The sequence below is a fragment of the Allobosea sp. Root381 genome (assembly GCF_001429395.1).
In the GTDB taxonomy this organism is placed as follows: Bacteria; Pseudomonadota; Alphaproteobacteria; order Rhizobiales; family Beijerinckiaceae; genus Allobosea.
In genome coordinates, this window is record NZ_LMJT01000012.1 from 384,191 (window position 1) to 407,684 (window position 23,494).

Consider the following 23,494-nt stretch of genomic DNA (forward strand, 5'->3'; position numbering starts at 1 on the left):
TGCTGCGGCCGCGGCTGTCACCGTGACGCTAGGCGAGGCGAATACCTCAAGCCCGGTCCTTCGCAGCCAGCTCTGCGACATCGGTGACGATCCCGTCGAGCTCGAAGTTCTTCGGGGTGTAGACCGCCGCGACGCCCATGTTGCGCAAAGCGTTCTCGTCGTCGGGCGGGATGATGCCGCCGACCACGACGGGTACGTCCATCCCTGCGACGCGCAGGCGCGCGGTGACGTCGCGCACCAGCGGCAGATGCGAGCCGGAGAGGATCGACAGCCCGATGATGTCGGCCTTCGTCTCCTGCGCCTGCGTCACGATCTCCTCGGGCGTCTGGCGGATGCCGCCATAGCTCACCGACATGCCGGCATCGCGGGCGCGCACCGCGATCTGCTCGGCGCCGTTGGAATGGCCGTCGAGGCCGGGCTTGCCGACGAGGAAGCGCGGCGGCCGGCCGAGCTTTTCGGTGGCGCGGGCGACCGCCTGCTTGACCGTGGCGAGGCCGGCATTGTCGCCGAGCCTGGCCGTATCGACGCCGGTCGGCGCGCGGTACTCGCCGAAGATCTCGCGCAGCGCCTGCGCCCATTCGCCGGTGGTGACGCCGGCCTTGGCGCAGTCGATCGAGGCCGGCATGACGTTGCGGCCCTCCTTCGCGACGGCGGCAAGCTCCGCGAGCGCGGCTTCGGCGGCCTTCGCGTCGCGGGCGGAGCGCCAGGCCTTGAGCCGGCCGATCGCCTCCAGCTCGACCGAATCCGGCACGGTGACGACGTTGCCTTCGCCGGCCGAAAGCGGGGAAGGTTCGCTGCTGGTGAACTTGTTCACGCCGATGACGACCTGCTCGCCGCGCTCGATCGCCTCGATGCGGCGCGCGCCGTTCTCGACCAGTGCCTGCTTCATGTAGCCGGTCTCGATGGCTGCCAGCGCCCCGCCCATATCGTCTATCTTCGCCAACTCCTCGAGGGCTGCGGCCTTCAGATCGGCGACCTTGGCGTCGACCACGGTGGAGCCGTCGAAGATGTCGCCGAATTCGAGCAGGTCCGTCTCATAGGCCAGCACCTGCTGCATGCGCAGCGACCATTGCTGATCGAAGGGGCGCGGCAGGCCGAGCGCCTCGTTCCAGGCGGGCAGCTGGACGGCGCGGGCGCGGGCCTTCTTCGAGAGCGTCACCGCCAGCATCTCGATCAAGATGCGGTAGACATTGTTCTCGGGCTGCGGCTCGGTGAGGCCCAGCGAGTTGACCTGAACGCCGTAGCGGAAGCGCCGCATCGCCTCATCCGCGACGCCATACCGGCCCAATGTGATCTCGTCCCAGAGCTCGACGAATGCGCGCATCTTGCAGAGCTCGGTGACGAAGCGCATCCCGGCATTGACGAAGAAGGAGATGCGCCCGACGACGCCGGGGAACTCCTCCGCCGAAACCTCCGGCCGGGCCCTGATCGAATCGAGCAGGGCGATCGCGGTCGCCAGCGCGAAGGAGAGCTCCTGCACCGGCGAGGCGCCCGCTTCCTGCAGATGATAGGAGCAGACATTGGTCGGGTTCCATTTCGGCAATTCGCGGGCCGTGAACACGACGATGTCGGTGGTCAGCTGCATCGAGGGGCGCGGCGGGAAGACATAGGTCCCGCGCGAGAGGTACTCCTTGACGAGGTCGTTCTGCGTCGTGCCCTGCAGCAGGTGCCGGGGCGCGCCCTGCTCGTCCGCCACCGCGATGTAGAGCGAAAGCAGCCAGGCCGCCGTCGCGTTGATCGTCATCGAGGTGTTCATCTGCGCCAGCGGGATCTGGTCGAACAGCGCCCGCATGTCGCCGAGATGGGAAATCGGAACGCCGACCTTGCCGACCTCGCCTCGGGCCAGAACATGGTCGGGGTCGTAGCCGGTCTGCGTCGGCAGGTCGAAGGCGACGGAAAGGCCGGTCTGCCCCTTGGCGAGGTTGCCGCGGTAGAGCCGGTTCGATTCCGACGCGTCGGAATGGCCGGCATAGGTCCGGAAGATCCAGGGCTTGTCGCGGGACGGGGCGCCTTCGCGATCTGCGGGTCTGCTGCCGGCGCGGTCGCTCGCGGTCATGCCGTTTCGCCCTCTTCGTCAGTGCGCTTGCGAATGTTGCACTGCGGCGAGGATAACGCCAGAGGCCCGGCGAAGTCGCTTTCGACCTTCGGATGAGCGTTTGGCCGTCAGCCGCGCCAGAGGGCGCCGAAGATGAGTGTGATGCCGAGGTCGTGGTGCCGGCCGGGTTCCAGCAGGATCACGCCGGTGCGGCGCTCGAGCGGTTCGTCCGGATCTGCGGGCGAGGTCAGGCCGTGCCAGGGCTCGATGCAGATGAAGGGGCCGTTCGGCTTGGTCCAGATGCCGAGATGCGGCATGTCGGGGTAGTCGACCGCGATGCCGGGCTTTCCGCCGGCGCCGAACCAGGCCTGGCTGCCGGCACCGGCCGCGAAGATCAGCGCGTCCTCGTCGAACAGCGCATGGTCGAGCGTCAGCACGCCGTCGCGGAAGACGGAAGGATGGCTCGGCGGCGCCAGCTGGCCGTCGGCGCCGAGGCGCAGATGCGCGGGGCTCGCGCCGTTGCCCAGCCTGATGCGGTGGGGCAGGCCGTCCGCGCCCGGCAGCGGCCAGCGGAAGGCCGGGTGGTAGCCGAAGCAGAAGGGCATGGTCGCTTCGCCAGTATTGGCAATGCGGGCGGTCATGGCGAGCGATGCGCCGTCGAGGCGATAGGTCATGTCGAGCGCGAAGGCGAAGGGATACGCCTCACGCGTCTCGGCATTGTCGGTCAGCCGGAAAGTGCAGGATGTGTCGTCCTGCGCCACCGGCTCGAACAGGCTGGTACGGGCGACGCCGTGGCTCTTGATCGGATAGCGTCGGTCGCCGATCAAAACCTCGCCGCCGGGGTGCTTGCCGATGACCGGGAAGAGCAGGGGAGACCGCCCGGCCCAGATCGCCGGATCGCCGTTCCAGAGCCAGTCGCGGCCCTGCGCATCGGTGACGGATTGCAGCTCCGCGCCGCGCGCTGCGATGGTTACGGTCAGCCGGTCATTGGCGAGCGCGATCATCGGCGGTCAGTTCCGCGCGCCCGGCAGGCGCGGCAGCGGCATGAACTCGACGCCTTCCTCATGCAGCATGCGGGCATCCTCCGAGGTCGCCTCGCCATAGATAGGGCGGCTGTCGCTTTCGCCGTGATGGATCTTCAGCGCCTCGTCGGCGAAGCGCTCGCCGACATTCTCGGCGTTGTCTGCGACGTGCTGGTGCAGCGCCGCTAGCATCTGCCGGAAGGCGATCTCCTTTTCGCCCATCAGCGCGACGGGGGCCTGGGTAGGGGGCTGGGCGGCACCTGTGGGTGCGGCATCCGCCGCTTGTGCCTGCGGCTCGATCGGTTGCGTGCGAGGCGTCCCGCCACGATCGGTGCGCGCGACGTTCGGCGCCATGATCGCGCGCTCGACCTTGCTGCTGTTGCAGCTGGGACAGGAGACGAAGCCGCGCTTCGCCTGGGCCTCGAAGCTGGCCGAAGTCGGAAACCAGCTTTCGAATTCGTGTCCAGTGTCGCAGATGAGAGCGTATCGGATCATGTCATGCCAACCGGCCGGGCCTCCAGGGCGCAGAACCGGGACATAGCCTCATATCCGGGCGGTGCAAGACCTGCCGCAGTCCCGTGCCCGCGTTCCCTGGCCACGCCTCAGGCGGCCAGCAGCTTGTCGAGCTCGCCGCGGGCGTCGAGCGCATGGACGTCGTCGGAGCCTCCGACATGCCGGTCCCCGATGAAAATCTGCGGCACCGAAGTCCGCCCGCCGGCGCGCGCCGTCATGGCCTGACGCAGCTCCGGCTTACCGTCGACGTCGATCTCCTCGAAGGCGACGTTCTTCTTGGTCAGCAGGGCCTTGGCCGAACGGCAATAGGGGCACCAGGAGGTGGTGTAGATCGTGACGGGGGGCATGGTGTGTCCAGGCTGTTGCGCAGCACTCAATGTAGTGTGTCGTCAGCCATCCGTCACGACCCGGGCGAAGGTGAGCACGTCGACCGCCTTCGCGCCGGCCCGCAGCAGGGCGCGCGCGGCGGCGTTGGCGGTCGCGCCCGTGGTCAGCACGTCGTCGACGAGCAGGATGCGGCGGCCTTCGATCTGCGGCTTCGCTGCGGGCTCGACGCGAAAGGCGCCCTGCAGGTTGTCGGCGCGCTGGGCCCGCGTCAGCCCGACCTGCTGGCGCGTGCGCTTGACGCGGGCGAGCGCGAGCGGTGCGTGCGGGATGCCGGCCTGCCGGTGGAGAATCTGTGCCAGCGCGGCCGCCTGGTTGAAGCGCCGGCTCCAGAGCCGCATCCGGTGCAGCGGCACCGGCACGATCAGTTCGGCATCCGGCAGGAGCTCGCGCCCGGCCTGCGCCATCATCCGCCCGAGCGTCACGGCGAGATCGGTGCGATCGCCGTATTTGAGGCGGTGGACGAGTTCGCGCGCCGTGCCGTCGAAGCGGCAGACGGCCCGGGCCCTGGCGAAGACCGGCGGATCGGCGATCGCTTTGGGAGAGACGAGCCCGTCGCCTAGATCGAGTGCGAAGGGGATTCCGAGCCGCTCGCAATAGGGGCGCTCGATGAAGCCGATGTCGCCCCAGCAGGTGGGGCAGAGCGCCTGCGCCTCGCCGGTCGCTGCCTGGCAGGCGACGCAGCTCGGTGGATAGACGATACTGATGGCGCCCCGCAGCCCGAGGCGGAGAAGGTCGCCGCCCTGGCGGAAGGACGAGGCGAGGGCGCGGACGGTAAGACGCCGGCGCATGCCCGCAAATCCCGAAAGGGCATCCACCTCCGCAGGAGCCCTTTCGGGCGGCAATCCGTCCCGGTCGGCAGGGCTGGCCTCGACGTCATACTGATCGTGCATGGCGGCACCGACCCCGGAGCCTGGGCGGGCGGCGTATGGCGCTGCTTCGCCGAACATGTCGCCTTGTGCTGCCAAGGACACCTCACGAATCCGCCGGACCGTGCCGCTTCGGCCGTTTCACCCCGGGGGGCGTCCCCGCAGGGAGCCGTACGCTGACCTGCACAGCCACCAAGCGGCATGATGCCGCCAATCTGCCGAATGTCGAGCGGCCTCGCGGATGTGCCGATCTGGATCTGTTCTGTGAGGATGGTCCCGGCTTATCGCGCCCATTCGGATGTACGCAGGAAGCCGGAAGCGGGAACGCCGCTGCCCCCCTTTTCCGAATTTTCGTCGCCGGGGCGGAAAAAGCAGTTGCGGGCGGGCGAAAGCCCGATTAAACAGCAGCCCTCGACCAGCGCTGCTCCCATCGTCTAGCGGTCAGGACGTCGCCCTCTCACGGCGAAAACTGGGGTTCGATTCCCCATGGGAGCGCCATTCTTTTCAATGGCTTAGCTGGTTTCCGTTTTTCGACATCAAATATCCGTCAAATAAGCGCCTGTGGACGCTGATGGATAGCCGTGGATTGCGGCGCTCATCACTATGGGTAATGCGATCAGGGATTGATGCCACGGGCCTAGCTTGCGACTATTCCTCCCTCAAAAAATATGGGGGGGTAACGTGCCGCGTGAGAAGACAATCCACATTTGCTCGTTGAATTTTGCCGCTAATCCGCATCCAGATGGAATTTATATTACGCTTCTGAGGAGGGCGTCAAAATTTCTTGTGAAGGCTAGGGCGAATGACTACGCAAAGATAACTGAACCTCGCAAGTCGGAGACGGCTCCTTATTATATTGGTCGCATTCTTCTATGGACTGAAATCGATGTTGACGGGCCGTGGCTTGATTTAGAGCGTGAAGAGACTCTTCATACTTCCTTGAAAGAGCAGCTTAACATTCCCAAAACGGCAAAGCCAAATTATCGCGTATTCTCCTATGTATTCGATTCCTCAAAGCATCAATTTTATTTTGAGGCCAAGAATGAATTTGGAGAAAATCTCGGTCCGACTACGGCAAGGCGAATTTTTGCACGCCTCTTTTCCCAGGAACTTTTAGGATTAGATAGTCCTGAGGTAGAGGTTACCGTCACCCCGGAGGAGGGGGCGGTCGAGCGCATCCTGACACTGCCCGGACTGCGCTCGCTGCATATGAGGGTAACTTTGCCGAATCCTGACCTATCGTCCCCCGAGGCGAGGCGACGGGTTTTCAAGCGACTGAACGATGCAAAAGCACGGCAGATGGACGAGCATTTCGTGAAGGCAGCGGACGCTCCGGCGCTCGTAGCTACTGCTGAAATCCGCGAGACTGCTGAGGTCGCAGCCGATAACGGCTTTGTTCGCGGCGAGGGACGCACGGAAGATGGGAAGAAACTTGCTGTCGCGACTGACGACTTCCCTCAGCGGTTTTATGTCGGCCTCGACCAAGGCCGCAACTTCCTGGCTCGACTCTTATCGGCATTTAGGCGCGCTCGACGAGCATAGCGCGGTCCGAGAAGAGTTAAGAGGTTACGCCGCCGGCTATGGTGGGTTTAGGGCTTTCGCGCGTTCACCTGTCCTTTGGATCGCCGTCGTCATAGCAGCGCTGCTGACACCGCTTTGGAACGATCGAGCGTGGCCTCAGGTCACGTTCGATATCGTCCCTGGCCTCCTAGGTTTCTCGCTAGGGGCGATGGCGATAGTGCTCGCATTCCCATCGCGTACTATTCTAAGGATTTTATCTGATGAAGGCCGGCCGGATTCCTACTATATGGAGTTGTCGGCTAAGTTCTTGCATTTCATTTTTGCGCAAATTGTTTCTTTGTTGCTCGCATTGTTTGGTAAAGCGTATGATTTATTTTTAATAAATATTATCGGAGGTGTGGCGTTGATTTATGTGGTTCTAACGGGCGGGGCGGCTGCTCTCGCCCTTTTCGGTGTGGCTCAAATCTACAACCATCCTGCTGTATCGCGCGATCGGTCGGAAGATCAAAAGTAGATGTTGATCTGTCGGCCCATAATCGTTTTGCCGACGCTCAGACTGAATATGCGCTAATGAGCGCAATGGCGGCGAGCGCGCAATGGCCCTGTGCCTTGCCGTTCACTCCTGTGGAATTTGCTAGACGCTTGCTGGCGATCTTCGATGCGCCGACTACTCTCGCATATTGAGCGAATCGGGGAGAGGCTGCGCGTGGCAATGGAGAATTTTCAGGACCTTCTCGACTTTGCAGACAAACTAGATGCATGCATCACTCTGACGGAGAGTCCCGCGTTCCGCCAGCCAATCAACGCGTTGATGGATGCCGTAGAGCAGGCTGAACGCGCGTGGTCCGGCTCTTGGCTGGGTTATCACGCCAACGTTTACTACAGCGGCTTGGCCCCCGCCCCTCCCGGTGCACATTTTAGCCAGGAGTGGGGCTTACAAGAACTCTTTAGCGGGATGGGATCGAAAGGCCATTGGGTAGAGGTATCTCCCGACGCGGTCGAGCGCTGGATAATTGGCCGCTCTAACGATGCCAATATGGATGTCCCAAAAGATATAATCTCAAGATTGCAGAGGTTGCTGAAGGACGCTAAATCAGAATCGCAAGTAATAATCGAATCGTTCTTGAGAGATAATCAAGATAAATTTGCGGAACGACTCCGTGATGAGTTGGACAATGTAAATGTAGTCGATTCAGATAGGATTATTTCAATAATGCGCCCTAAGGGGCAAATAATTACTAGAGATGCGCTTGCGGTAGGGCAAGGTTATTGGGTTCCGCCTCACATTCGTTTTAGTGCCCCAATCGTTGCGATGAGGCATACAATTGACCAGTGTAAGGTTGCTGCTGAAGCGCTAAGAAAGATTGGTTCATATCTACAGAGACGACAGATGCAGGCTCGAAGGGCTGACCGAACTGGTACAAACGTTTTTATCGGCCATGGGCGGTCTAGCGCTTGGCGTGAACTGAAAGATTTCGTGAAAGATCGATTATCATTACCCTATGATGAGTTTAACCGAGTTCCTGTTGCCGGTTTCACCAACATTGCGCGTTTATCAGAGATGCTCGATGCAGCTGCAATCGCCTTTTTGATTATGACGGCCGAAGACGAGATGGCTGACGGCGCTATGCAGGCCAGAATGAACGTCATACATGAAGTTGGACTATTCCAAGGACGTCTCGGGTTCAGTCGAGCCATTCTACTCCTGGAAGAGGGGTGTTCCGAGTTCAGTAACGTTCAAGGCCTAGGCCAGATTCGCTTCCCCAGAGGAAATATATCCGCCGCATTCGAGGCCGTCCGCCAAGTCCTCGAGCGAGAAAAACTGATCGCCGAGTAGGCGCACTCTGTCAGGTCGACGTGGCTGGCAACTTGGCCTGCAGCGCGCAGCACCGTTCTCGAACGCGATCAGCGTGGGCGTAAGTCCTGCGAAGCCGCCGCAGGCAGATTGCGGCCGTCCATGCTCATCGCACCGGGCACCGAGCGCGATGAAGCCCCGGCTATTCGCTCTTAGTGGCAGTTTGGTCGGTACGGGCCTAATCGCCTTCGGCATATTGCTGGCGCATCAGCCGCACGCCAGGGCCATCACCTGCAGTCAGGTCGAAGGTAAGCCCCTTCGCCTCAAAGGCCGAAACAAGGGCCGCTACAGTCCGCGTCTGCGCCGCCAGCGGCCCCTCTTGCGTTTCCAACCGCCGGATCGACGCGAGCGACACGCCTGACGCTTCCGCCAAGTCTTTCTGCTCCCAGCGAATGAGCGCTCGCGCGGCTCGGACCTGCTCGCTCGTCAACATCTGATATCCCTTTCACGTTAAGCGATTGACGATATCTGAGATATTAATTAATCCTTGAGATATCATTAAAGCAGATGAGGGCTCACATGGATATCTCAATGAAAAATGCCGTCACCGCCGTCGAGTCGCTGGAACAGCCGATCGCTGCGCTGCTGCGCCTGTCATCGCTGACGAGCGACAGCCTCGACCGCTGGATGTCCTGGGAAGAGCATCGCGGCGAGGTCCCTGACGGTGCTGATGTCGTGACGGTGAGCATGCCGCCCGACGCGTTCGACAATCTCCATTTCCTCGCGACGGAAACGCGGCAGAGGCTCGCTTCGATGAAAGCCGATATCGATCGCGCGCTAGCGTTATGTGTTGAAGATCGCGTCAAATAGATAGATTATCTGAAATTAGATCAGTGATTCGCACTGATCTTTGCAACGATAAACGCTAATTTGCAGGATGCAAATCATGGATATGGATCACGAATACATGACTGCCGCCGATCTTTCTGAGCATTGGGGCGGCAAGGTCAAAGCGACTACGCTCGCTCAATGGAGGTCCCGCAAAACCGGTCCGGCTTACGTCAAGTTTGGTGGTCGGGTCCTATATCGCCTCACCGACGTTCGGACTTTCGAGATGGCGAACAGGCACCTACTCCCGTAGGCATTGTCGCGGGCAATCGCTCGACGATGAGCGGCGGGTAGAAGGCGCCAGGCAGCTTCGCTCGATGCTCAATGCCACTAAGCACGGCCGCTGCGGCGGCCGTTTCTTTGTTATGTTCGACCTGAATGATCCCTTCGACGTGGGCTTTCATGGGCGCGCTGATGCTGTAGCCCTCGCCCCATCGGGTTTCGATCTCGACTCCCATGTGCCTGAGCTTCTTCCTGATTTTGGACACCATGACGTCAATGACTTTGATGTCCGGGATATCGGAGGGCCAGATGCAGGTCAGCGCGGTGAACGAGAGGCCAACCAGCATCAGCCCCGCGGCGACGCGGCTCGCTGCGGCCTGATCCATCGACGAGATGCGGATGCGCATCGATTCATCGAGCAGCCTCTTGGCCTGGCGCGCCGCGAACTTCAGGTCCGGCCTGCTGTCGCGGAACGCCACGAGTTCCGCGACGCTGGGATCTTCGCCGATCGGCATCGTCACGATCGCGATGGGATCGAGATCGGTTCGCGCCTCAGGCTGCGCGACGGCGTCTTTCCCGGCCTGGACCGGGAGCTCCTTCTTCGTCATCGTCTTGGTCTTTCTTTATCAGGGGTTACAGTCATCCCGACTGCAGCTCCGCTCCTTTCCTGGAATCGAAGAAGGCGCCCTGCTGGGGCGCCTCCAAGGGCCGAGGGCGAAGCGCCCCGGCGTGGCAAACGGTCTCTTATGCGCGCCTAGCCACATTCCCAATCAGGCCGGGGTCCAGCCTTCGGCCAGGAACGACGCGAGTGGTTATGACGGCAGCGCATCCGGTAGCGCCGGCCGCTCGGACAGGGTCAAGCCATCACGCCGTTGTTCCAACCGGGCTCGAAATTGTCCGAGCGCGACGCGTGTTTCAGGATCGCCTGTCGCCGCCAGTTCGTCGCAACGCGCCAGCGCTTTTGGGATAGTCAGCCATGGCACCTCATTCTCGGTCGTGAGGCGATGGCGGAGCCAGTCCTGGCCACGACGCCTCGCCTCCGGCGAGAGTGTCTCCGGCGCGTTGAGGAAGATCTGCCGGAGGGCCAGGCTGCGCAGCCTCGGGTCGCGGATGTGCCAGGCAACGTAGTGCTCCCGGTACTTCCACTCGATCTCGTGCCAGCGCCGGCAGGCGACGACATCGGCGTCCGAGACGAAGCCGCCCGAATAGAGCTGCTCGTCCGGATAGGGCGATGGCGCGCGATCAGCGTACTGATCCTGGAGCGCGAGGGCGAGCTGACGAAGGAAGGTCGGATGTGCCCATAGCGCCCGGGCGCGATCGCGGTAGACCTGATCAGGCTGGGGATCGACCAGGGCATGGGCTGCCTGGGCCCAATCGAACAGGATGGGCATCGCATTCGTCTTCACCTGCCGCACCGGCGAGCGGCCCGACCGGATCCGCGCGAGCAGGTCCGGTGCGGCCAGGTCGATGAACTCGGCCGGATCGATGTCGAGGTTGATGCAGATCCGGGCGCTCGGATTGGTTGGCGACGCGATGGTCGGCAGGACCGGTGTGAGGCGCGAGGTTCCGCCGAGGATGACCGGCTCTCCCGGCTCCATCAAGGCGATTGGGCCTGATTTCTTGGCGTGGCGAAGCATCGTCGCCATGGTCGCCGGTGCGCGCTCGAGCAGGAGCTTGAACAGATCGCGGGTGGCGCGGACATCGGCGAGGGCGTCGTGGGCGTCCTCGTCGGTAAGGGCGATCCCATTGGCCCGGCACACCATGCCCAGTTTGAGAATCGCCTTGCCGGCGGCGTCGCGGGGGACAACGACCGCATCAGGCTCCAGCATGATGACGGCTCGCAACATGGTCAGGACGTCGGCCCTGCCGTGTCCGGTCATCGACCCGGCATAGGGAGGCAGAAGGCATTGATAGAACGACTGTCGAACCATCTCATCGTCATAGGCAATATTATTGTAGCCGACTAACAAACTGGGCCGGCAATCTGCGAGGATCCGGGCGATCTGCGCCATCATCCCGAGATGCGACTGAGGCTGGTTGTCCAGCATCTCCGGCGTGACGCCGGTGACCAAGAGCGCGTCTGGGGACGGTACGATGTGTTGCGGCAGGCGGCAGCGCAGCGTCAGCTCGCGCCTGATCGAGAGGTCGGCGTCGCACTGGACGAATGCTGCCTGCAGCGGCGCGTCGAACTGAGGCTGCAAGCCGGACGCTTCCAAATCTAGGAATAAATACATGACCGTCACTGCGTCGGGCCGATGGGCCGGTCGAGCGGCAGGAGCACGATGTCGAGGCGTTCAGCGTCGGCTTTCATGGCAGCTTCCACCATGAAAATCGCGTTCGACCGGTTACCCTCGCCATCGAGAGGGGCCATTGCCTCGAAGGTGTGGACCTTCAAGGCGAGCACGGCGCGAAGCTGCGTCGGCGCCTCGGCCAGCAGCAGCGCCATACGGCGTGCTGCGATCCGGGCCCCCTCCGCCAGCTGGCGGCCGTTGAGGCCGTAGTCGGCGTGGAAGCAGTCCGGTGATTGGTCGAGCAACATGGCGTGAGCCAGGTAACTCTCCCAGCGCAAAAATAGCTCATCAGCCGTCATCGAGGCCTCAAAGGCGCGGGCGTAGAGCCGCATTTCTGCATCGTTCGGGAATGCCGCATTGTCGGCGGCGAAGTCGTTCTCGGGCATCTTGTCGTCCAGGGAGCGCGGGCCCGAGTGCCCGCTCCATAGGCTTCATTCTCAGGGGTGACCTCAAATAGGTCCCGCTTGCTGACCTCTTTGCCTTCTCTCAGGTCATTTCCCGTCAAATGGGCGGCTCCTTCCGAAGTTGGCCCCTTCCAGTCATCGAGAATGTGCTTTCACGCAGCCTGATTGACGCGCCAATTGCACGGTCGCAATGCGCCATTCACAGCTCAGCTTTTGTCGAGATCTCGCGGGCGAGATCGGCCAAATAGCTGCATTCGGCGGCGGATTCATTGTCCCACCACATCGCGCATAGATTGTGGGACGGGATCGGCGGCCTGGTCTCGAGCACACGCAGGGCAAGGTCGTCCCCCGAGACCCTGATCATCTCGCGCGGGATCAGGGCCGCGCCGGTGCCAGCATTGGCGAGTCGGGCGATCACGGTCAGAGGGTTGCAGGTGTTCATGCGGTGGGGTTTGAGCCCTTTCGTGCCAAACCACATCTGGATGGTGGTGAAGAGGCCCGAAGGCGAGCTGTTGGTGAAGATCGGCAGATTGACGAGATTTTCCGGCGTGGCGACGTCGCCCTCGAAGGGCAGATCCTTGCCAATGACCCAGACCAGATCGATCAGCCAGAGCGGTACGATGGTGATGCCCTCATGCGCGCGCGGCTGCGACAGGAAGGCAATGTCGATCGAGCGGTCGAGCAGGAGCTGTTCCAGCCGCGTGCTGAAATCCACGATGACGTCGACCTGCAGGGCCGCGTGACGCGCCGCCAGCGCCGCCAGCAGATCGGGCAGGATCAGCGCTGCGAAGGAATCGGCGGCGCCGATGCGGAGCAGGGCGCGTCCCGGCAGCGCATCCTTCGAGCGGCGCTGAACCTGTTCGGCATGGGCGAGCATGCGCTCGACATCGGCGTAGATCGCGCTGCCCAGCGTTGTCGGGACCGGCCGGTACAGCGCGCGGTCGAACAGCTCCCCGCCGAGAACCCGTTCCAGTTCCTTGACGCGCAGGCTGACGGTGGGCTGGGCAAGATTCAGATGCGTCGCGGCGGCGCGGAAGCCGCCGAGCCGGGCCACCCAATAGAAAGCCTCGGCCTGCCCGAAGGTGTAGCGCATGGGCAAAGACGATAGCGGCCAGCTATCGAGATGCCAAGAGTTCCTATTTTCATTAACCTTTGCCCGGGTGTTACGCTCTCCCGGTTCAGCGCGGCGCCTGACGTTTGCGCGACCAAGACTTTGCGAAACAAAAGGGGATGTTCGATGGTCAATCTACCGACGGATCGCCGAAAATTTCTAACCGCAAGCGCTGGTGGCGCGCTGGCCGCGCTGTTGCCGTCCAGCCTGCTTCACGCCCAGCCGAACGCCGGAAAGACGCTGACGATCGTCCTGCCGAGCAACCCGATCACCATCGACCCGATCAACCAGCTCAATCATGACGCGATGGTGCTGGGCCAGACCGTCTTCGAGAACCTCGTCGAGTTCGATGTCGATGGCGTGCTGAAGCCGCAGCTTGCCAAGGCCCTGCCGACGATCTCGGCCGACAAGAAGACTTACACCTTCGAGCTGCGCGACGACGTCACGTTCCATAACGGCAAGAAAATGACGGCCGAGGACGTCAAATACTCGTTCGACTACCTGCTCGACGCCAACAACAAGGCGCTGCGCCGGCCGCTCTTCACCAAGATCGCCAAGGTGACGGTCCTCGATCCGCTTAAGGTTCAGGTCGAATTGTCCGAGCCCTACGGGCAGTGGGTCTATTTCCTGACCAAATACATGGGCATCTTCCCCGCCGGCTCGCGCAAGGAGCATGGCGACGACTATTTCAAGTCGAGGCCAGTCGGCATGGGAACCGGCTTCGGCATGTTCGAGGAGTGGAAGCCCAACGACTATATCAGCTTCAAGAAGAACCCGAGCTACTGGCGCAAGGGCCTCCCCGCCTGGGACCGTCTCGTCGTCAAGATGATCCCGGAGGACGCGACGCGCGTCGCCTATCTCCTGACCAGCCAGGTCGACATCATCAGCGCGCCGCCGGCGCGTGAATTCAACCGCCTCAAGACCATGCCCGGCGTCACCGGCGCCTCGCGCCCGACGCTGGGCGGCGCGCTGCTGATGTTCACCAACAACCTGAAAGCCCCGCTCGACGACCTCAACTTCCGCAAGGCCCTATCGTGCGCCATCGACCGCAAGACGATCGGCGACAAGGTCTATTACGGCCTGCTGGACCCGGCCGCCGTGCTCGCTCCGCCGCGCGGCTGGTGGTTCAACCCCGAGGCCGAGAAGGAACTCGGCTTCGATCTCGATCGCGCCAAGGAATTCCTGGCCAAGTCGAAATACCCGACCGGTGCCGAGATCGACATCTCGATCCAGGCCGAGCCCTATCTGCTCGACACGAAGGACGCGGCGATCTTCCTGCAGGCGCAACTCGCGAAGATCGGGGTGAAGATCAACCTGAAGGTCTACGAGTTCTCGGTGCTGATCCAGCAGATCGCGCGCGGCGAGCACCAGATGGCGATGCAGGTCTTCATGTCGCCGGGCGAGGCGACCTACATCATCGCCAATACCGTGATGCCCGGCCAGTTCCTGTCGAAGAGCACCGGCTATGACAACCCCGAGCTGAATGCGCTTATGGCGACATCCTTCGCCGAGACCGACGAGGCCAAGCTCAAGGACCTCTACGGCAAGATGCAGGTGATCCTGGCCCGCGACGCGCCGATCGGCGTGCTCGGCTTCGTCCATGCCTCCAATCTCTGGCGGCAGGGCGTGAAGGACTTCACCGTCAACCAGGCGCTGACGATGAGCGTCGGGGACGTGAAGGTCTAGGGCTTCAACTCTGGCTCTGATCTGGCCGCTGATCACCAAGCTCCAGGACACAACCGCCCATGCTTCGCCTCGTCGCCGGCCGGATCGTCTCATCCCTCGGCACCTTGCTCTTCGTAGGCTTCGCGCTGTTTGCGCTGACGCGCGCCGGTCCGGGTTCTCCGGCCCGGATCGTGCTCGGTGCGGATGCGACCGCCGCGCAGCTGGCGCAGTTCGAACAGGCGAACGGGCTCGATCGCGCCTTCCTGACACAATACGGCGCCTGGCTTTCCGACATCCTGCGCGGCGATTTCGGGCGGTCCTTCGTTACCGGCCGCGATGTCGGCACCGAGATCGTCAACTCGCTTCCGGTGACCTTGTCGATCGTGCTCTTCGCTTTCGCGATTGCTCTCGTCTTCGGTGTCGGCATCGGGATCGCAGCGGCGTTGCGCCCCGGCGGCGTGTTCGATCGCGGGGCGCGGCTGCTGTCGGTGTTGGGGCTGTCGGTGCCGGCCTTCTGGCTCGGTATCGTGCTGATCCGCTTCATCGCGGTCGATCTGCGCTGGCTGCCGCCCGGCGGCTATGCGCCTCTGTCTGCGGGGCTCTCCGCCCACCTCCAGACCATCCTGATGCCGTCGGTCTCGCTTGCGGTCTACTACATAGCCGTGCTGGCCCGAATGACTCAGGCCAGCCTGCAGGAGACGCTTCGCGGAGACTATGTCCGCACCGCCCGGGCGATGGGGCTGTCCTCGCCGCGAGTCGTGGCCTACGCGCTGATCAACGCGCTGCCGCCGGTGGTCAACCTCGCCGCCCTGTCCTTCGGCTACATGTTCGGCTGGGCGCTGATCATCGAGCAGGTCTTCAACGTGCCGGGCCTGTCGCGCGCCTTGCTGAACGCGATCTCGCAGCGCGACTTCCTGCTGCTGCAGGGCATCGTCTTCCTGTTCACGGTCATCTTCGTGCTGGCGAATCTCACTGCGGACATCGTCAACCGCGTGCTCGATCCGCGCCAAAGGGTCGCGGCATGAGGGACCTGGCATCCACGCTGCGGCTGATCGACTGGACCGGCTGGCTCGGTGCGGGAATCGTGGTCATCATGGTCTGCGCCGCGATCTTCGCGCCGCTGATCGCGCCTTACGATCCGGTCGCGTTGAGCATCGAGGACCGCCTTCTGCCGCCCGACATGGTGCATTGGCTCGGCACCGACCAGGCCGGGCGCGATGTGCTGAGCCGGATCATCTTCGGCGCCCGGGCCTCGCTGGCGGTTGGCATCGGCGCCGTCGTGATCGGCGCGCTGATCGGCGTCTCGGCCGGGCTCTTCGCCGCCTATAAGGGCGGGCTCGGCGACCAGATCGTGATGCGCATCGTCGACGGCGTCGCCTCGATTCCCTTACTGGTCTGGGCCATCGCGATCGTCGGCATTCTCGGCGTCGGGCCGGTGCGGGTCGGGCCGCTGATGTTGCCCAACGAGATCAAGATCGTGCTCCTGGTCGGCGTGCTGTTCTCGCCGGTCTTCGCCCGCGTGACCTATGCGGTGGCGAGCCGCGTCGTCGGCGCCGACTATGTCCGGGCGCGCTGGCTCCAGGGCGCGACGCATTGGGACATCGTCACCGGCGACATCCTGCCCAACTGCCTCTCCCCGATCATCGTGCAGGGCACGCTCCTGGTCGCGATCGGCATCGTCGTCGAGGCCTCGGTCTCCTTCGTCGGTCTCGGCGTGCAGCCGCCGCAGGCAAGCTGGGGCTCGATGCTGTCGGATGCGCGGAGCGCGATCTATTCCGGCGAGTGGTGGCTGCCCGTGTTTCCGGGGCTGGCGATCTCGATCACCGTGATCGGCTTCAACCTGCTCGGCGACGCCGTGCGCGAGTTGTTCGACCCGCGCAGCGAAGCCCGGACACTCGTCGCATGAGCGCGCCCCTGCTCAGCATCGAGGGGCTGCGCGTTGGCTTCCGCAATGCGTCGGGCGGCTTGGTAGAGGCCGTACGCGGGATCGATTTCTCGGTCGAACCGGGGGAAGCTGTCGGCGTGGTCGGCGAATCCGGTTCCGGCAAGAGTCTGAGCATGCTTGCCGTGATGCGGCTGCTCGGCTCGCCGGCGCGCACCACCGGCGGGCGTGTGATGTTCGATGGGCGGGATCTGCTGAGCATCGACGAGGCGCGCATGCGGGCCATTCGGGGCCGCGACATCGCCATGGTGTTCCAGGATCCGCAGAGCTCGCTCAACCCGGCGCTGACGATCGGACGGCAGATCACCGATGTCGTTCGGGCGCATCGGCGCGTCTCGGGCACGGAGGCGCGGCGGATCGCGGCGGAAACGCTCGAGCGCGTCGGCATTCGCGATGCGGGAAAGCGCCTCGATGCCTACCCGCACGAGTTCTCCGGCGGCATGCGCCAGCGCGCACTGATCGCCATGGCGATCGCCTGTCGTCCCCGCCTGCTGATCGCCGACGAGCCGACGACGGCGCTCGACGTTACCGTGCAGGCTCAGATCGTCGACTTGATCGCGGAGTTGCGCCGCGATCTCGGCATCGCGGTGATCTTCATCTCGCACAACCTCCAGCTCGTCGCCGAGATCGTCGACCGGGTCGTGGTGATGTATGGTGGCAAGGTCGTCGAGGACGGGCCCGTCGAGGCGATCGAACGCGAGCCGCGCCATCCCTATACCGGCCTGCTGCAGGCCTGCGTGCCGAGCCTGACCGGCCCCGTCGGACCGCTGGTGACGATCGAAGGGTCGCCACCGCGGCTGGGCCGCATGCCGCAGGGCTGCCCGTTCTCGCCGCGCTGCCCGCGTGCCGAAAGCCGCTGCGAGACGCAGATGCCGCCGCTTGTCGTCGATTTCGACCAGCGCTTTGCCTGCTGGAGGCCGCTATGACCGGCCCGATCCTGTCCCTGCGCGGCATCACCAAATCCTACGGGCAGGGCAATGCGCTCGACCGGCTTCTGGGTCGCGACACGCGTTTCGTCGCGCTTGACGGGGTTTCGCTGGAGATCGCGCGTGGCGACGTCGTCGGCATCGTCGGCGAAAGCGGCTCGGGCAAATCGACATTGGCAAGTATCGCCGTGGGGCTGACCAAACCAACCTCCGGCGAGGTTCTGCTCGACGGCGAGCCGCTGTCGGCCCTGATGCGCGACCATGGCGGCCCCTGGCGGCGGCGCATCCAGATGGCATTCCAAGATTCCAGCAGCGCGCTCAATCCGCGCAAGAGCGTAAGCCGCTGCCTGACCGAGACGCTGGCGCTGCGCGGCGTGCCGAAGGCCGAGCGCGAGGCGGAAGCGCTCGCGATGCTGACGCTGGTCGGGCTCGGCGCGGAACTGGCGCCGCGCCTGCCGCACGAGCTCTCGGGTGGGCAGCGCCAACGCGTCGGGCTGGCGCGGGCGCTGGCGATGAAGCCCGACATCCTGATCGCCGACGAGCCGGTCTCCTCGCTCGACGTCTCACTGCAGGCGCAGGTGATCAATCTGCTCAGCCGGCTGACGCGCGAGCTCGGCCTGACCCTGCTCTTCATCAGCCATGACCTGGCGCTGGTGCGCACGCTGTGCTCGCGGATCATCGTGATGCGCAAGGGCGCGATCGTCGAGCAAGGGCCATGCCTCGATGTGCTCGACCACCCCACACACACCTACACGCAGCTCCTGATCGCCGCCGTGCCGAAAGGCATCAAGGGGCGCCGCCAGCACGCTGCCGCCGCCCAGATCGCTTCCCCCATCAGCACCGCGCGCGAAAGCGCGGGCTGACCGCCCATTCCTACAACGAGACCAAAGCCATGGCGCAGCACAGCTACAGGATTGGCATTGATATCGGCGGGACCTTCACCGATATCGTCATCGCCCGCGACGACGGACTGATCGAGACCCGCAAGGTGCCCTCGACGCCCGACGACTACAGCCGCGGCATCGCCGAGGCGCTGGGCCGGCTCGTCGCGGATCACGGGTCGACGCCCGATCGCATCAACGGCATCGTCCATGCCACGACGGTCGCGACCAATGCCATCCTCGAATACAAGGGCGCCTGCACCGGCCTTCTGACCACCGAGGGCTTTCGCGACGTGCTCGAAATGCGCCGCCTGCGCATCCCGGTGCTCTACGATCTGCAATACGACAAGCCCAAGCCCCTGGCGGCGCGGCATCTGCGGCTCGAGGTCCGCGAGCGGCTCGGACCGGACGGCACGGTTCGGATGCCGCTGAACGAGGAGGATGTCCGGGAGGCGGCCGCGCAGTTCCGCCAGCAGAAGGTCGAGGCTGTCGCGATCAGCTTCCTGCACGCCTATGCCAATCCTGACCACGAGATCGCGGCCGAGGCGATATTGCGCGCCGAACTCGGCGAGGACGTCTATATCTGCCGGGGATCGGAGATCCTGCCCGAGATCCGCGAATATGAGCGCACCTCGACCGTCGTGGTGAACGCCTATATCGGGCCGGTGGTGCGCAACTACGCTGCCGCGCTGACGACAAGGCTCGCCTCGATCGGCGTCACCTGCCCGGTCGAGATGATGCATTCCGGCGGCGGAATCATGCGGCTGGACTCGGCGGTGAAGCGGGCGGCCTCGCTGGTCGAATCGGGGCCGGCGGCCGGCGTCATCGCCTGCGCGCGGCTGGTCTCAGGCGGCAATGAGCCGAGCATCATTTCCTTCGACATGGGCGGCACAACCGCCAAGGCTGCGCTGATCGAGGATGGCGAGCCGGCGCGCACCACCGAATACGAGGTCGGGGCTGGCATCAATCTTTCCAGCAAGCTGGTCAAGGGCGGCGGCTATCCAATCAAGATGCCCTTTATCGACGTTTCCGAGATCGGCGCCGGCGGCGGCAGCATTGTCGCGATCGACAGGATGAACCAGGTCTCGGTCGGCCCGCAAAGTGCCGGCGCCTATCCCGGCCCAGTCTGCTACGGGCTCGGCGGCACGCAGGCAACGCTGACCGACGCCTTTCTGACGCTGGGCTACATCAACGACGTCGCGCTGGCCGGCGGCACCTTTCCGCTCCAGGCCGATGCCGGGCGCGCGGCGCTGAACGACCAGGTCGCACGCCCGCTCGGCCTCGACCTGACCAAGACCGCGCGCGGCGTGCTAACACTTGCCGTCACAACGATGACGCGAGCCGTGAAAGCAGTCTCGACTTATCGCGGCCGCGATCCCCGGTATTCAACCCTGGTCGCCTTCGGCGGTAACGGGCCGGTCGTAGCGGCGGAGGTCGCCAAGGCGCTGGGCATCCGGCGCGTCGTGATCCCGCGCGCTGCCGGCGTCTTCAGCGCGCTCGGCCTGCTGCGCTCGGATGTCGAGCAGGAGTTCGTGCGGCCCTCTCGCCGCAGAGCGGGCGAGCTCGACGATGCCGGCTTGGCCGAGCTCTATGCCGAGTTGACCGAGGATGGCCGCCGGGTTCTGGCGTTGGAAGGCTACGATCTGTCGCGCGCCGAATTCCACTATGCCGCCGACCTGCGCTATGTCGGGCAAGCCTATGAGCTAACCGTGCCGGCGCGGCGGCTGGTATTCAACGAGCTCGCAGAGCTGTTCCATCTCGAGCATGAGCGAACCTATGGCCACCGTTCCCAGAAGGACCAGGTCCATCTCGTCAATGCCCGGCTGACGGCCAGGCTGCCCCTGGTCGCGCCGACGCAGCGGTTTGGTGCTGCACCGCCGCAGCGCCGGACCGACCGGCCGGTGTCCTTCGATGAGACCGGCACCGCCACGGTCGCGGTCATCGGGCGCGCCGATCTCGATGCCTTTCCCCGGCGCGGCCCCTTCGTCATCGAAGAATACGACTGCACCTGCGTCGTCGGGCCGGGCCAGACCGCTCGCCTCGACGATGCCGGCAACATCGACATCGCGCTGGAGGCCGCATGACGACCAACACCATCGATCCGATCACGCTAGAGGTGATCCGAAACGCGCTCGCCTCGACCGCCGACGAGATGGCGCTGATCGTGATGCGATCAGCATATTCGCCGGTCGTGCGTGACATCATGGATTACTCGACGGCACTCTGCGATGCGCAGGGCCGCGTGATCGCGCAGGGGCTGACGCTGCCGATCCAGCTCTGCTCCTTTCCGCGCGTGCTGCGCTTCGTGCAGGAACGTTATGGCGCGACGCTGAAAAAGGGCGACGTCCTGATCGCCAACGATCCCTACGGTTCCGGTGGCCAGCACCTGCCCGATATCTACATTCTTAAGCCAATCTTCGTGGACGGGCGCCTGTCCGGGTTTGCCGCGACCGTCGCCCACCACACCGATATCGGCGGCATCGTGCCGGGCAGCGTCGCGATCTACGCCACCGAGATCCAGCAGGAGGGGCTGCGCCTGCCGCTGCTCAAGCTCTACGAGGCGGGCGAGCCGGTCGATGCCGTCTTCCGCATCATCGAGGCCAATACGCGCGCGCCGGTCGAAGTTTTGGGCGATATCCGCGCCCAGATCGCCGCCTGCAATGTCGCCGAGGAGGGGCTGCGCTCGCTGATCGCCCGCTACGGCGCCGCTCTGCTCGACCGCTATATCGATGCGCTGCACGACCATGCCGAGGCGATGATGCGCGACGTGATCCGAGCCTTGCCCAACGGCCTCTACAAGGCGACCGACTACATCGATGGCGTCGGCGAGCATCCGGTGCCGCTTGCCATCGTCGCGACGGTCACGGTCGCGGACGACAGCATCGACATCGACTTCACCGGCACGGCTGATCAGGTCGCGGCCTCGATCAATTGCCCGATCTCGCTGCCGGAATCGGCGGCCTTCTGCGCGATCCGCTGCCTGTCGCAGCAGGACATCCCCAATTGCGAGGGCTACTTACGTCCGATCACCGTGCGCGCGCCGGAGGGCTGCCTGGTCAATCCGCGCTATCCGGCGGCCTGCGGCGCGCGCGGCGTCGTCGGCTACCGGGTCTTCGACGCGATCATGCAAGCGCTGGCGCAGATCGTCCCCGAACGGGCGATCGGCGGCTCGGAGGGAGGGCCCTATCTGCTGGCCGGCGGCGGCATGCATGAGGGCAAGCCCTTCGTCTTGAACGAGATGGTGGTTGGCACCTGGGGCGCGCGCGCCGGCAAGGACGGCATCGAGGGCATCTCCAACCCGGCCGCCAATCTCTCCAATCAGCCTATCGAGATGGTCGAGACCGACATGCCGGTCGAGGTGCTGCGCTACGGTCTAGTGGCGGATTCGGGTGGTGCCGGCGAATTCCGCGGCGGGCTCGCGTTCGTGCGCGAGTTCCGCTTCCTGGCCGATGCGCGCTTCACCTTGCGCGGCGACCGGCGCGACCACCCGCCCTTCGGCATTGAGGGCGGCGGCACCGGCGCACCTTCGGCGCATCTGTTCATCCGGACGGATGGCACGCAGCAGCACCTGCCGACAATGCCGATGGAGAGCTTCAACGCCAAACGCGGCGACATCTTCCGCCTGACGGGAGCCGGCGGCGGCGGCTATGGCGATGCGCTTCGACGCGAGCCCTGGCGCGTTGCCGACGATCTACGGGAGGGCAAGGTCACGATCGCGGGCGCCAGGCGCGACTACGGCGTGGTCTTCGCCGCCGATGGCACGAGCGTAGACAAGACGGCCACCCTGCAGACACGCGCCGAGCTGATGGAACAGCGCTGATGAGCCTCGAACCCTTCGGAGCGGCAGCGCTCAACAATCCACTCATTGGCGAGCCCGGCAGTCGTTCGCGGCTGGAGACGCCAGCTGCGGTGCTCGATCTCGACATTTTCGAGCGCAACATCACCACGCTCGCGGACACCTGCAGGCGCGCCGGCATCGCCTTCCGGCCGCATGCGAAATCGCACAAATGCGCCGAGATCGCGCGGCGCCAGATGGCGGCGGGCGCCTCGGGCATCTGCTGCGCCAAGCCGGGCGAGTTGCTGGCGCTGTTCGAGGGCGGGGCCAATGATCTGATGCTGAGCGCGCCGATCGCGAGCCCGGCCAAGATCGATGCACTAGCGCGTGCGGCGGCGCGAGGCGCGCGCATCGGCGTCGTGGTCGACCGGCTCGATCTAGTGGCGGCTTACGCCGAAGCAGCCTCGCGGTATGGTACGCGCTTCAACGTCTTCGTCGATCTCGACACCGGTTTGAAGCGCAGCGGCGTCGCCAAGGCTCAGGAGGCGGTCGCGCTCGCGCGCGCCGTCGCGGATCAACCGAGCCTGCTCTATGTCGGCGTGCAGGCCTATCAGGGCAAAGTCCAGCATATCGGCGATTTCGCCGCGCGCCGGTCTGCCAATGACGAGGCGAACCGGACCTTGGCCGCGATGCTGGAGGTGCTGGAACAGGCCGATCTCGCACCCGGCATCGTCTCCGGCGGGGGGACCGGCAGCCATTTGCTCGACGGACAGGCGCAAGTGCTGACCGAGGTACAGCCTGGATCCTATGTCTTCATGGACGAGGCCTACAATCCGGTCGACATCTACGGGGCCGGCAGCCCCGAATTCGGGCCGGCGCTGCGCGTCGCAGTGACGGTGGTCGGCCACAGCTCCGCCGGCTTTGCGATAACGGATGGCGGAAGCAAGAGCTTCGCGCTGGATGGCCCTCCGCCGCGCGTCTTCAGGGGTGGCGATCTGGTCGGGCGGATCGAATGGTGCGGCGACGAGTTCGGGCGCATCCTGCCAGAGTCTTGCCATGGCACGATGCCGATCGGAACGGTGGTCGAATGCACCGTTCCGCATTGCGATCCGACAATCAACCTCCATGACTTCCTGCATGTTGTGGCTGAGGACAGGCTGGTCGCGCTATGGTCTGTTGAGGGGCGGGGCCGTGCAGATTGATTGGTCAAGGAACCGTTCGGCATTACGAAGCAGCCGCCAGCCGCCAAG

At 64.3% G+C, this 23,494-nt stretch carries 22 protein-coding genes and 1 tRNA gene; 13 read left to right on the forward strand and 10 right to left on the reverse strand.

Features of this window, described 5'->3' with window-relative positions; genetic code table 11:
• Nucleotides 1-46: 46 nt before the first annotated feature.
• From ASE63_RS13255 to ASE63_RS13275, 5 genes are all read right to left on the reverse strand, one after another.
• A complete protein-coding gene (locus tag ASE63_RS13255; RefSeq protein WP_056801649.1) occupies nt 47-2,056 on the reverse strand; it encodes a protein meaA in 2,010 nt (669 codons plus the stop codon).
• A gap of 107 nt (nt 2,057-2,163) precedes the next feature.
• Nucleotides 2,164-3,039, reverse strand: a complete 876-nt coding sequence (locus ASE63_RS13260; protein ID WP_056801651.1) for an aldose 1-epimerase family protein — start codon at nt 3,037-3,039, stop codon at nt 2,164-2,166.
• 6 nt (nt 3,040-3,045) lie between these two features.
• Nucleotides 3,046-3,552, reverse strand: coding sequence for a DUF1178 family protein (locus ASE63_RS13265; RefSeq protein WP_056801653.1), 507 nt, complete (start codon nt 3,550-3,552; stop codon nt 3,046-3,048).
• Between the two features lie 107 nt (nt 3,553-3,659).
• Nucleotides 3,660-3,917 (reverse strand): glutaredoxin 3, encoded by a 258-nt coding sequence (gene grxC, locus ASE63_RS13270; protein ID WP_056801655.1) that lies wholly within the window; start codon nt 3,915-3,917, stop codon nt 3,660-3,662.
• A gap of 42 nt (nt 3,918-3,959) precedes the next feature.
• Nucleotides 3,960-4,745, reverse strand: coding sequence for a ComF family protein (locus ASE63_RS13275; protein ID WP_082609898.1), 786 nt, complete (start codon nt 4,743-4,745; stop codon nt 3,960-3,962).
• A gap of 501 nt (nt 4,746-5,246) precedes the next feature.
• Here ASE63_RS13275 and ASE63_RS13280 point away from each other — a divergent pair.
• The 4 genes from ASE63_RS13280 (at nt 5,247) to ASE63_RS13290 (ending at nt 8,181) form a co-directional block, all read left to right on the forward strand.
• Nucleotides 5,247-5,321: transfer RNA gene (locus ASE63_RS13280), tRNA-Glu, on the forward strand.
• A gap of 183 nt (nt 5,322-5,504) precedes the next feature.
• Nucleotides 5,505-6,365: a DUF4747 family protein gene (locus ASE63_RS26560; RefSeq protein ID WP_162261768.1), complete on the forward strand. Its 861-nt coding sequence runs from the start codon at nt 5,505-5,507 to the stop codon at nt 6,363-6,365.
• Between the two features lie 187 nt (nt 6,366-6,552).
• Nucleotides 6,553-6,858 (forward strand): hypothetical protein, encoded by a 306-nt coding sequence (locus ASE63_RS27245; protein WP_156410329.1) that lies wholly within the window; start codon nt 6,553-6,555, stop codon nt 6,856-6,858.
• A 198-nt stretch (nt 6,859-7,056) separates the two neighbouring features.
• The gene (locus ASE63_RS13290; protein WP_056801660.1) at nt 7,057-8,181 is read left to right on the forward strand and encodes a TIR domain-containing protein; all 1,125 of its coding nucleotides are present in this window, start codon (nt 7,057-7,059) and stop codon (nt 8,179-8,181) included.
• A gap of 196 nt (nt 8,182-8,377) precedes the next feature.
• On the opposite strand, the gene ASE63_RS13295 is transcribed toward ASE63_RS13290, so the two are convergent.
• Nucleotides 8,378-8,632: a helix-turn-helix domain-containing protein gene (locus ASE63_RS13295; RefSeq protein WP_056801662.1), complete on the reverse strand. Its 255-nt coding sequence runs from the start codon at nt 8,630-8,632 to the stop codon at nt 8,378-8,380.
• 86 nt (nt 8,633-8,718) lie between these two features.
• Between ASE63_RS13295 and ASE63_RS13300 the strand changes: the two genes are divergently transcribed.
• Nucleotides 8,719-9,009, forward strand: coding sequence for a hypothetical protein (locus ASE63_RS13300; RefSeq protein ID WP_056801664.1), 291 nt, complete (start codon nt 8,719-8,721; stop codon nt 9,007-9,009).
• Nucleotides 9,010-9,230: 221 nt separating this feature from the next.
• Here the strand turns inward: ASE63_RS13300 and ASE63_RS13305 are convergent, their stop codons facing one another.
• The 4 genes from ASE63_RS13305 to ASE63_RS13320 form a co-directional block, all read right to left on the reverse strand.
• Entirely contained in the window at nt 9,231-9,857 is a 627-nt protein-coding gene (locus tag ASE63_RS13305) for a hypothetical protein (protein WP_056801666.1), read from the reverse strand.
• Between the two features lie 204 nt (nt 9,858-10,061).
• Nucleotides 10,062-11,483, reverse strand: a complete 1,422-nt coding sequence (locus ASE63_RS13310; RefSeq protein ID WP_082609900.1) for an exonuclease domain-containing protein — start codon at nt 11,481-11,483, stop codon at nt 10,062-10,064.
• A gap of 5 nt (nt 11,484-11,488) precedes the next feature.
• Nucleotides 11,489-11,926 carry a hypothetical protein gene (locus tag ASE63_RS13315; protein WP_056801670.1) on the reverse strand — a complete coding sequence of 146 codons (438 nt, stop codon included), beginning with the start codon at nt 11,924-11,926 and terminating at the stop codon, nt 11,489-11,491.
• Nucleotides 11,927-12,143: 217 nt separating this feature from the next.
• Nucleotides 12,144-13,037, reverse strand: a complete 894-nt coding sequence (locus ASE63_RS13320) for a LysR family transcriptional regulator (RefSeq protein ID WP_056801672.1) — start codon at nt 13,035-13,037, stop codon at nt 12,144-12,146.
• A 144-nt stretch (nt 13,038-13,181) separates the two neighbouring features.
• Here ASE63_RS13320 and ASE63_RS13325 point away from each other — a divergent pair, with 144 nt between their 5' ends.
• From ASE63_RS13325 to ASE63_RS13360, 8 genes are read left to right on the forward strand one after another with little or no spacing between them, the layout of a single operon-like run.
• Nucleotides 13,182-14,741, forward strand: a complete 1,560-nt coding sequence (locus tag ASE63_RS13325; RefSeq protein WP_162261769.1) for an ABC transporter substrate-binding protein — start codon at nt 13,182-13,184, stop codon at nt 14,739-14,741.
• Nucleotides 14,742-14,800: 59 nt separating this feature from the next.
• Entirely contained in the window at nt 14,801-15,745 is a 945-nt protein-coding gene (locus ASE63_RS13330) for an ABC transporter permease (protein WP_056801677.1), read from the forward strand.
• Nucleotides 15,742-16,626 carry an ABC transporter permease gene (locus ASE63_RS13335; protein ID WP_056801679.1) on the forward strand — a complete coding sequence of 295 codons (885 nt, stop codon included), beginning with the start codon at nt 15,742-15,744 and terminating at the stop codon, nt 16,624-16,626. Before ASE63_RS13330 ends, ASE63_RS13335 begins: the two co-directional genes overlap by 4 nt.
• Nucleotides 16,623-17,588, forward strand: coding sequence for an ABC transporter ATP-binding protein (locus ASE63_RS13340; RefSeq protein ID WP_056801681.1), 966 nt, complete (start codon nt 16,623-16,625; stop codon nt 17,586-17,588). The genes ASE63_RS13335 and ASE63_RS13340 overlap by 4 nt, the downstream gene beginning before the upstream one ends.
• Nucleotides 17,585-18,451, forward strand: a complete 867-nt coding sequence (locus ASE63_RS13345; protein WP_056801683.1) for an ATP-binding cassette domain-containing protein — start codon at nt 17,585-17,587, stop codon at nt 18,449-18,451. The genes ASE63_RS13340 and ASE63_RS13345 overlap by 4 nt, the downstream gene beginning before the upstream one ends.
• 29 nt (nt 18,452-18,480) lie before the next feature.
• Nucleotides 18,481-20,553, forward strand: coding sequence for a hydantoinase/oxoprolinase family protein (locus tag ASE63_RS13350; RefSeq protein WP_056801684.1), 2,073 nt, complete (start codon nt 18,481-18,483; stop codon nt 20,551-20,553).
• Nucleotides 20,550-22,289 carry a hydantoinase B/oxoprolinase family protein gene (locus ASE63_RS13355; protein ID WP_082609902.1) on the forward strand — a complete coding sequence of 580 codons (1,740 nt, stop codon included), beginning with the start codon at nt 20,550-20,552 and terminating at the stop codon, nt 22,287-22,289. The genes ASE63_RS13350 and ASE63_RS13355 overlap by 4 nt, the downstream gene beginning before the upstream one ends.
• A complete protein-coding gene (locus tag ASE63_RS13360) occupies nt 22,289-23,446 on the forward strand; it encodes a DSD1 family PLP-dependent enzyme (protein WP_056801686.1) in 1,158 nt (385 codons plus the stop codon). Before ASE63_RS13355 ends, ASE63_RS13360 begins: the two co-directional genes overlap by 1 nt.
• The last annotated feature ends 48 nt before the right edge of the window (nt 23,447-23,494 follow it).

Bases quoted from the DNA above. Each gene is read 5' to 3' on its own strand.
- ASE63_RS13255 (WP_056801649.1), bottom strand. From the start codon at position 2,056: ATGACCGCGAGCGACCGCGCCGGCAGCAGACCCGCAGATCGCGAAGGC.
- ASE63_RS13260 (WP_056801651.1), bottom strand. From the start codon at position 3,039: ATGATCGCGCTCGCCAATGACCGGCTGACCGTAACCATCGCAGCGCGC.
- ASE63_RS13265 (WP_056801653.1), bottom strand. From the start codon at position 3,552: ATGATCCGATACGCTCTCATCTGCGACACTGGACACGAATTCGAAAGC.
- grxC (WP_056801655.1), bottom strand. From the start codon at position 3,917: ATGCCCCCCGTCACGATCTACACCACCTCCTGGTGCCCCTATTGCCGT.
- ASE63_RS13275 (WP_082609898.1), bottom strand. From the start codon at position 4,745: ATGCGCCGGCGTCTTACCGTCCGCGCCCTCGCCTCGTCCTTCCGCCAG.
- ASE63_RS27245 (WP_156410329.1), top strand. From the start codon at position 6,553: ATGGCGATAGTGCTCGCATTCCCATCGCGTACTATTCTAAGGATTTTA.
- ASE63_RS13290 (WP_056801660.1), top strand. From the start codon at position 7,057: ATGGAGAATTTTCAGGACCTTCTCGACTTTGCAGACAAACTAGATGCA.
- ASE63_RS13295 (WP_056801662.1), bottom strand. From the start codon at position 8,632: ATGTTGACGAGCGAGCAGGTCCGAGCCGCGCGAGCGCTCATTCGCTGG.
- ASE63_RS13300 (WP_056801664.1), top strand. From the start codon at position 8,719: ATGGATATCTCAATGAAAAATGCCGTCACCGCCGTCGAGTCGCTGGAA.
- ASE63_RS13305 (WP_056801666.1), bottom strand. From the start codon at position 9,857: ATGACGAAGAAGGAGCTCCCGGTCCAGGCCGGGAAAGACGCCGTCGCG.
- ASE63_RS13310 (WP_082609900.1), bottom strand. From the start codon at position 11,483: ATGTATTTATTCCTAGATTTGGAAGCGTCCGGCTTGCAGCCTCAGTTC.
- ASE63_RS13315 (WP_056801670.1), bottom strand. From the start codon at position 11,926: ATGCCCGAGAACGACTTCGCCGCCGACAATGCGGCATTCCCGAACGAT.
- ASE63_RS13320 (WP_056801672.1), bottom strand. From the start codon at position 13,037: ATGCGCTACACCTTCGGGCAGGCCGAGGCTTTCTATTGGGTGGCCCGG.
- ASE63_RS13325 (WP_162261769.1), top strand. From the start codon at position 13,182: ATGGTCAATCTACCGACGGATCGCCGAAAATTTCTAACCGCAAGCGCT.
- ASE63_RS13330 (WP_056801677.1), top strand. From the start codon at position 14,801: ATGCTTCGCCTCGTCGCCGGCCGGATCGTCTCATCCCTCGGCACCTTG.
- ASE63_RS13335 (WP_056801679.1), top strand. From the start codon at position 15,742: ATGAGGGACCTGGCATCCACGCTGCGGCTGATCGACTGGACCGGCTGG.
- ASE63_RS13340 (WP_056801681.1), top strand. From the start codon at position 16,623: ATGAGCGCGCCCCTGCTCAGCATCGAGGGGCTGCGCGTTGGCTTCCGC.
- ASE63_RS13345 (WP_056801683.1), top strand. From the start codon at position 17,585: ATGACCGGCCCGATCCTGTCCCTGCGCGGCATCACCAAATCCTACGGG.
- ASE63_RS13350 (WP_056801684.1), top strand. From the start codon at position 18,481: ATGGCGCAGCACAGCTACAGGATTGGCATTGATATCGGCGGGACCTTC.
- ASE63_RS13355 (WP_082609902.1), top strand. From the start codon at position 20,550: ATGACGACCAACACCATCGATCCGATCACGCTAGAGGTGATCCGAAAC.
- ASE63_RS13360 (WP_056801686.1), top strand. From the start codon at position 22,289: ATGAGCCTCGAACCCTTCGGAGCGGCAGCGCTCAACAATCCACTCATT.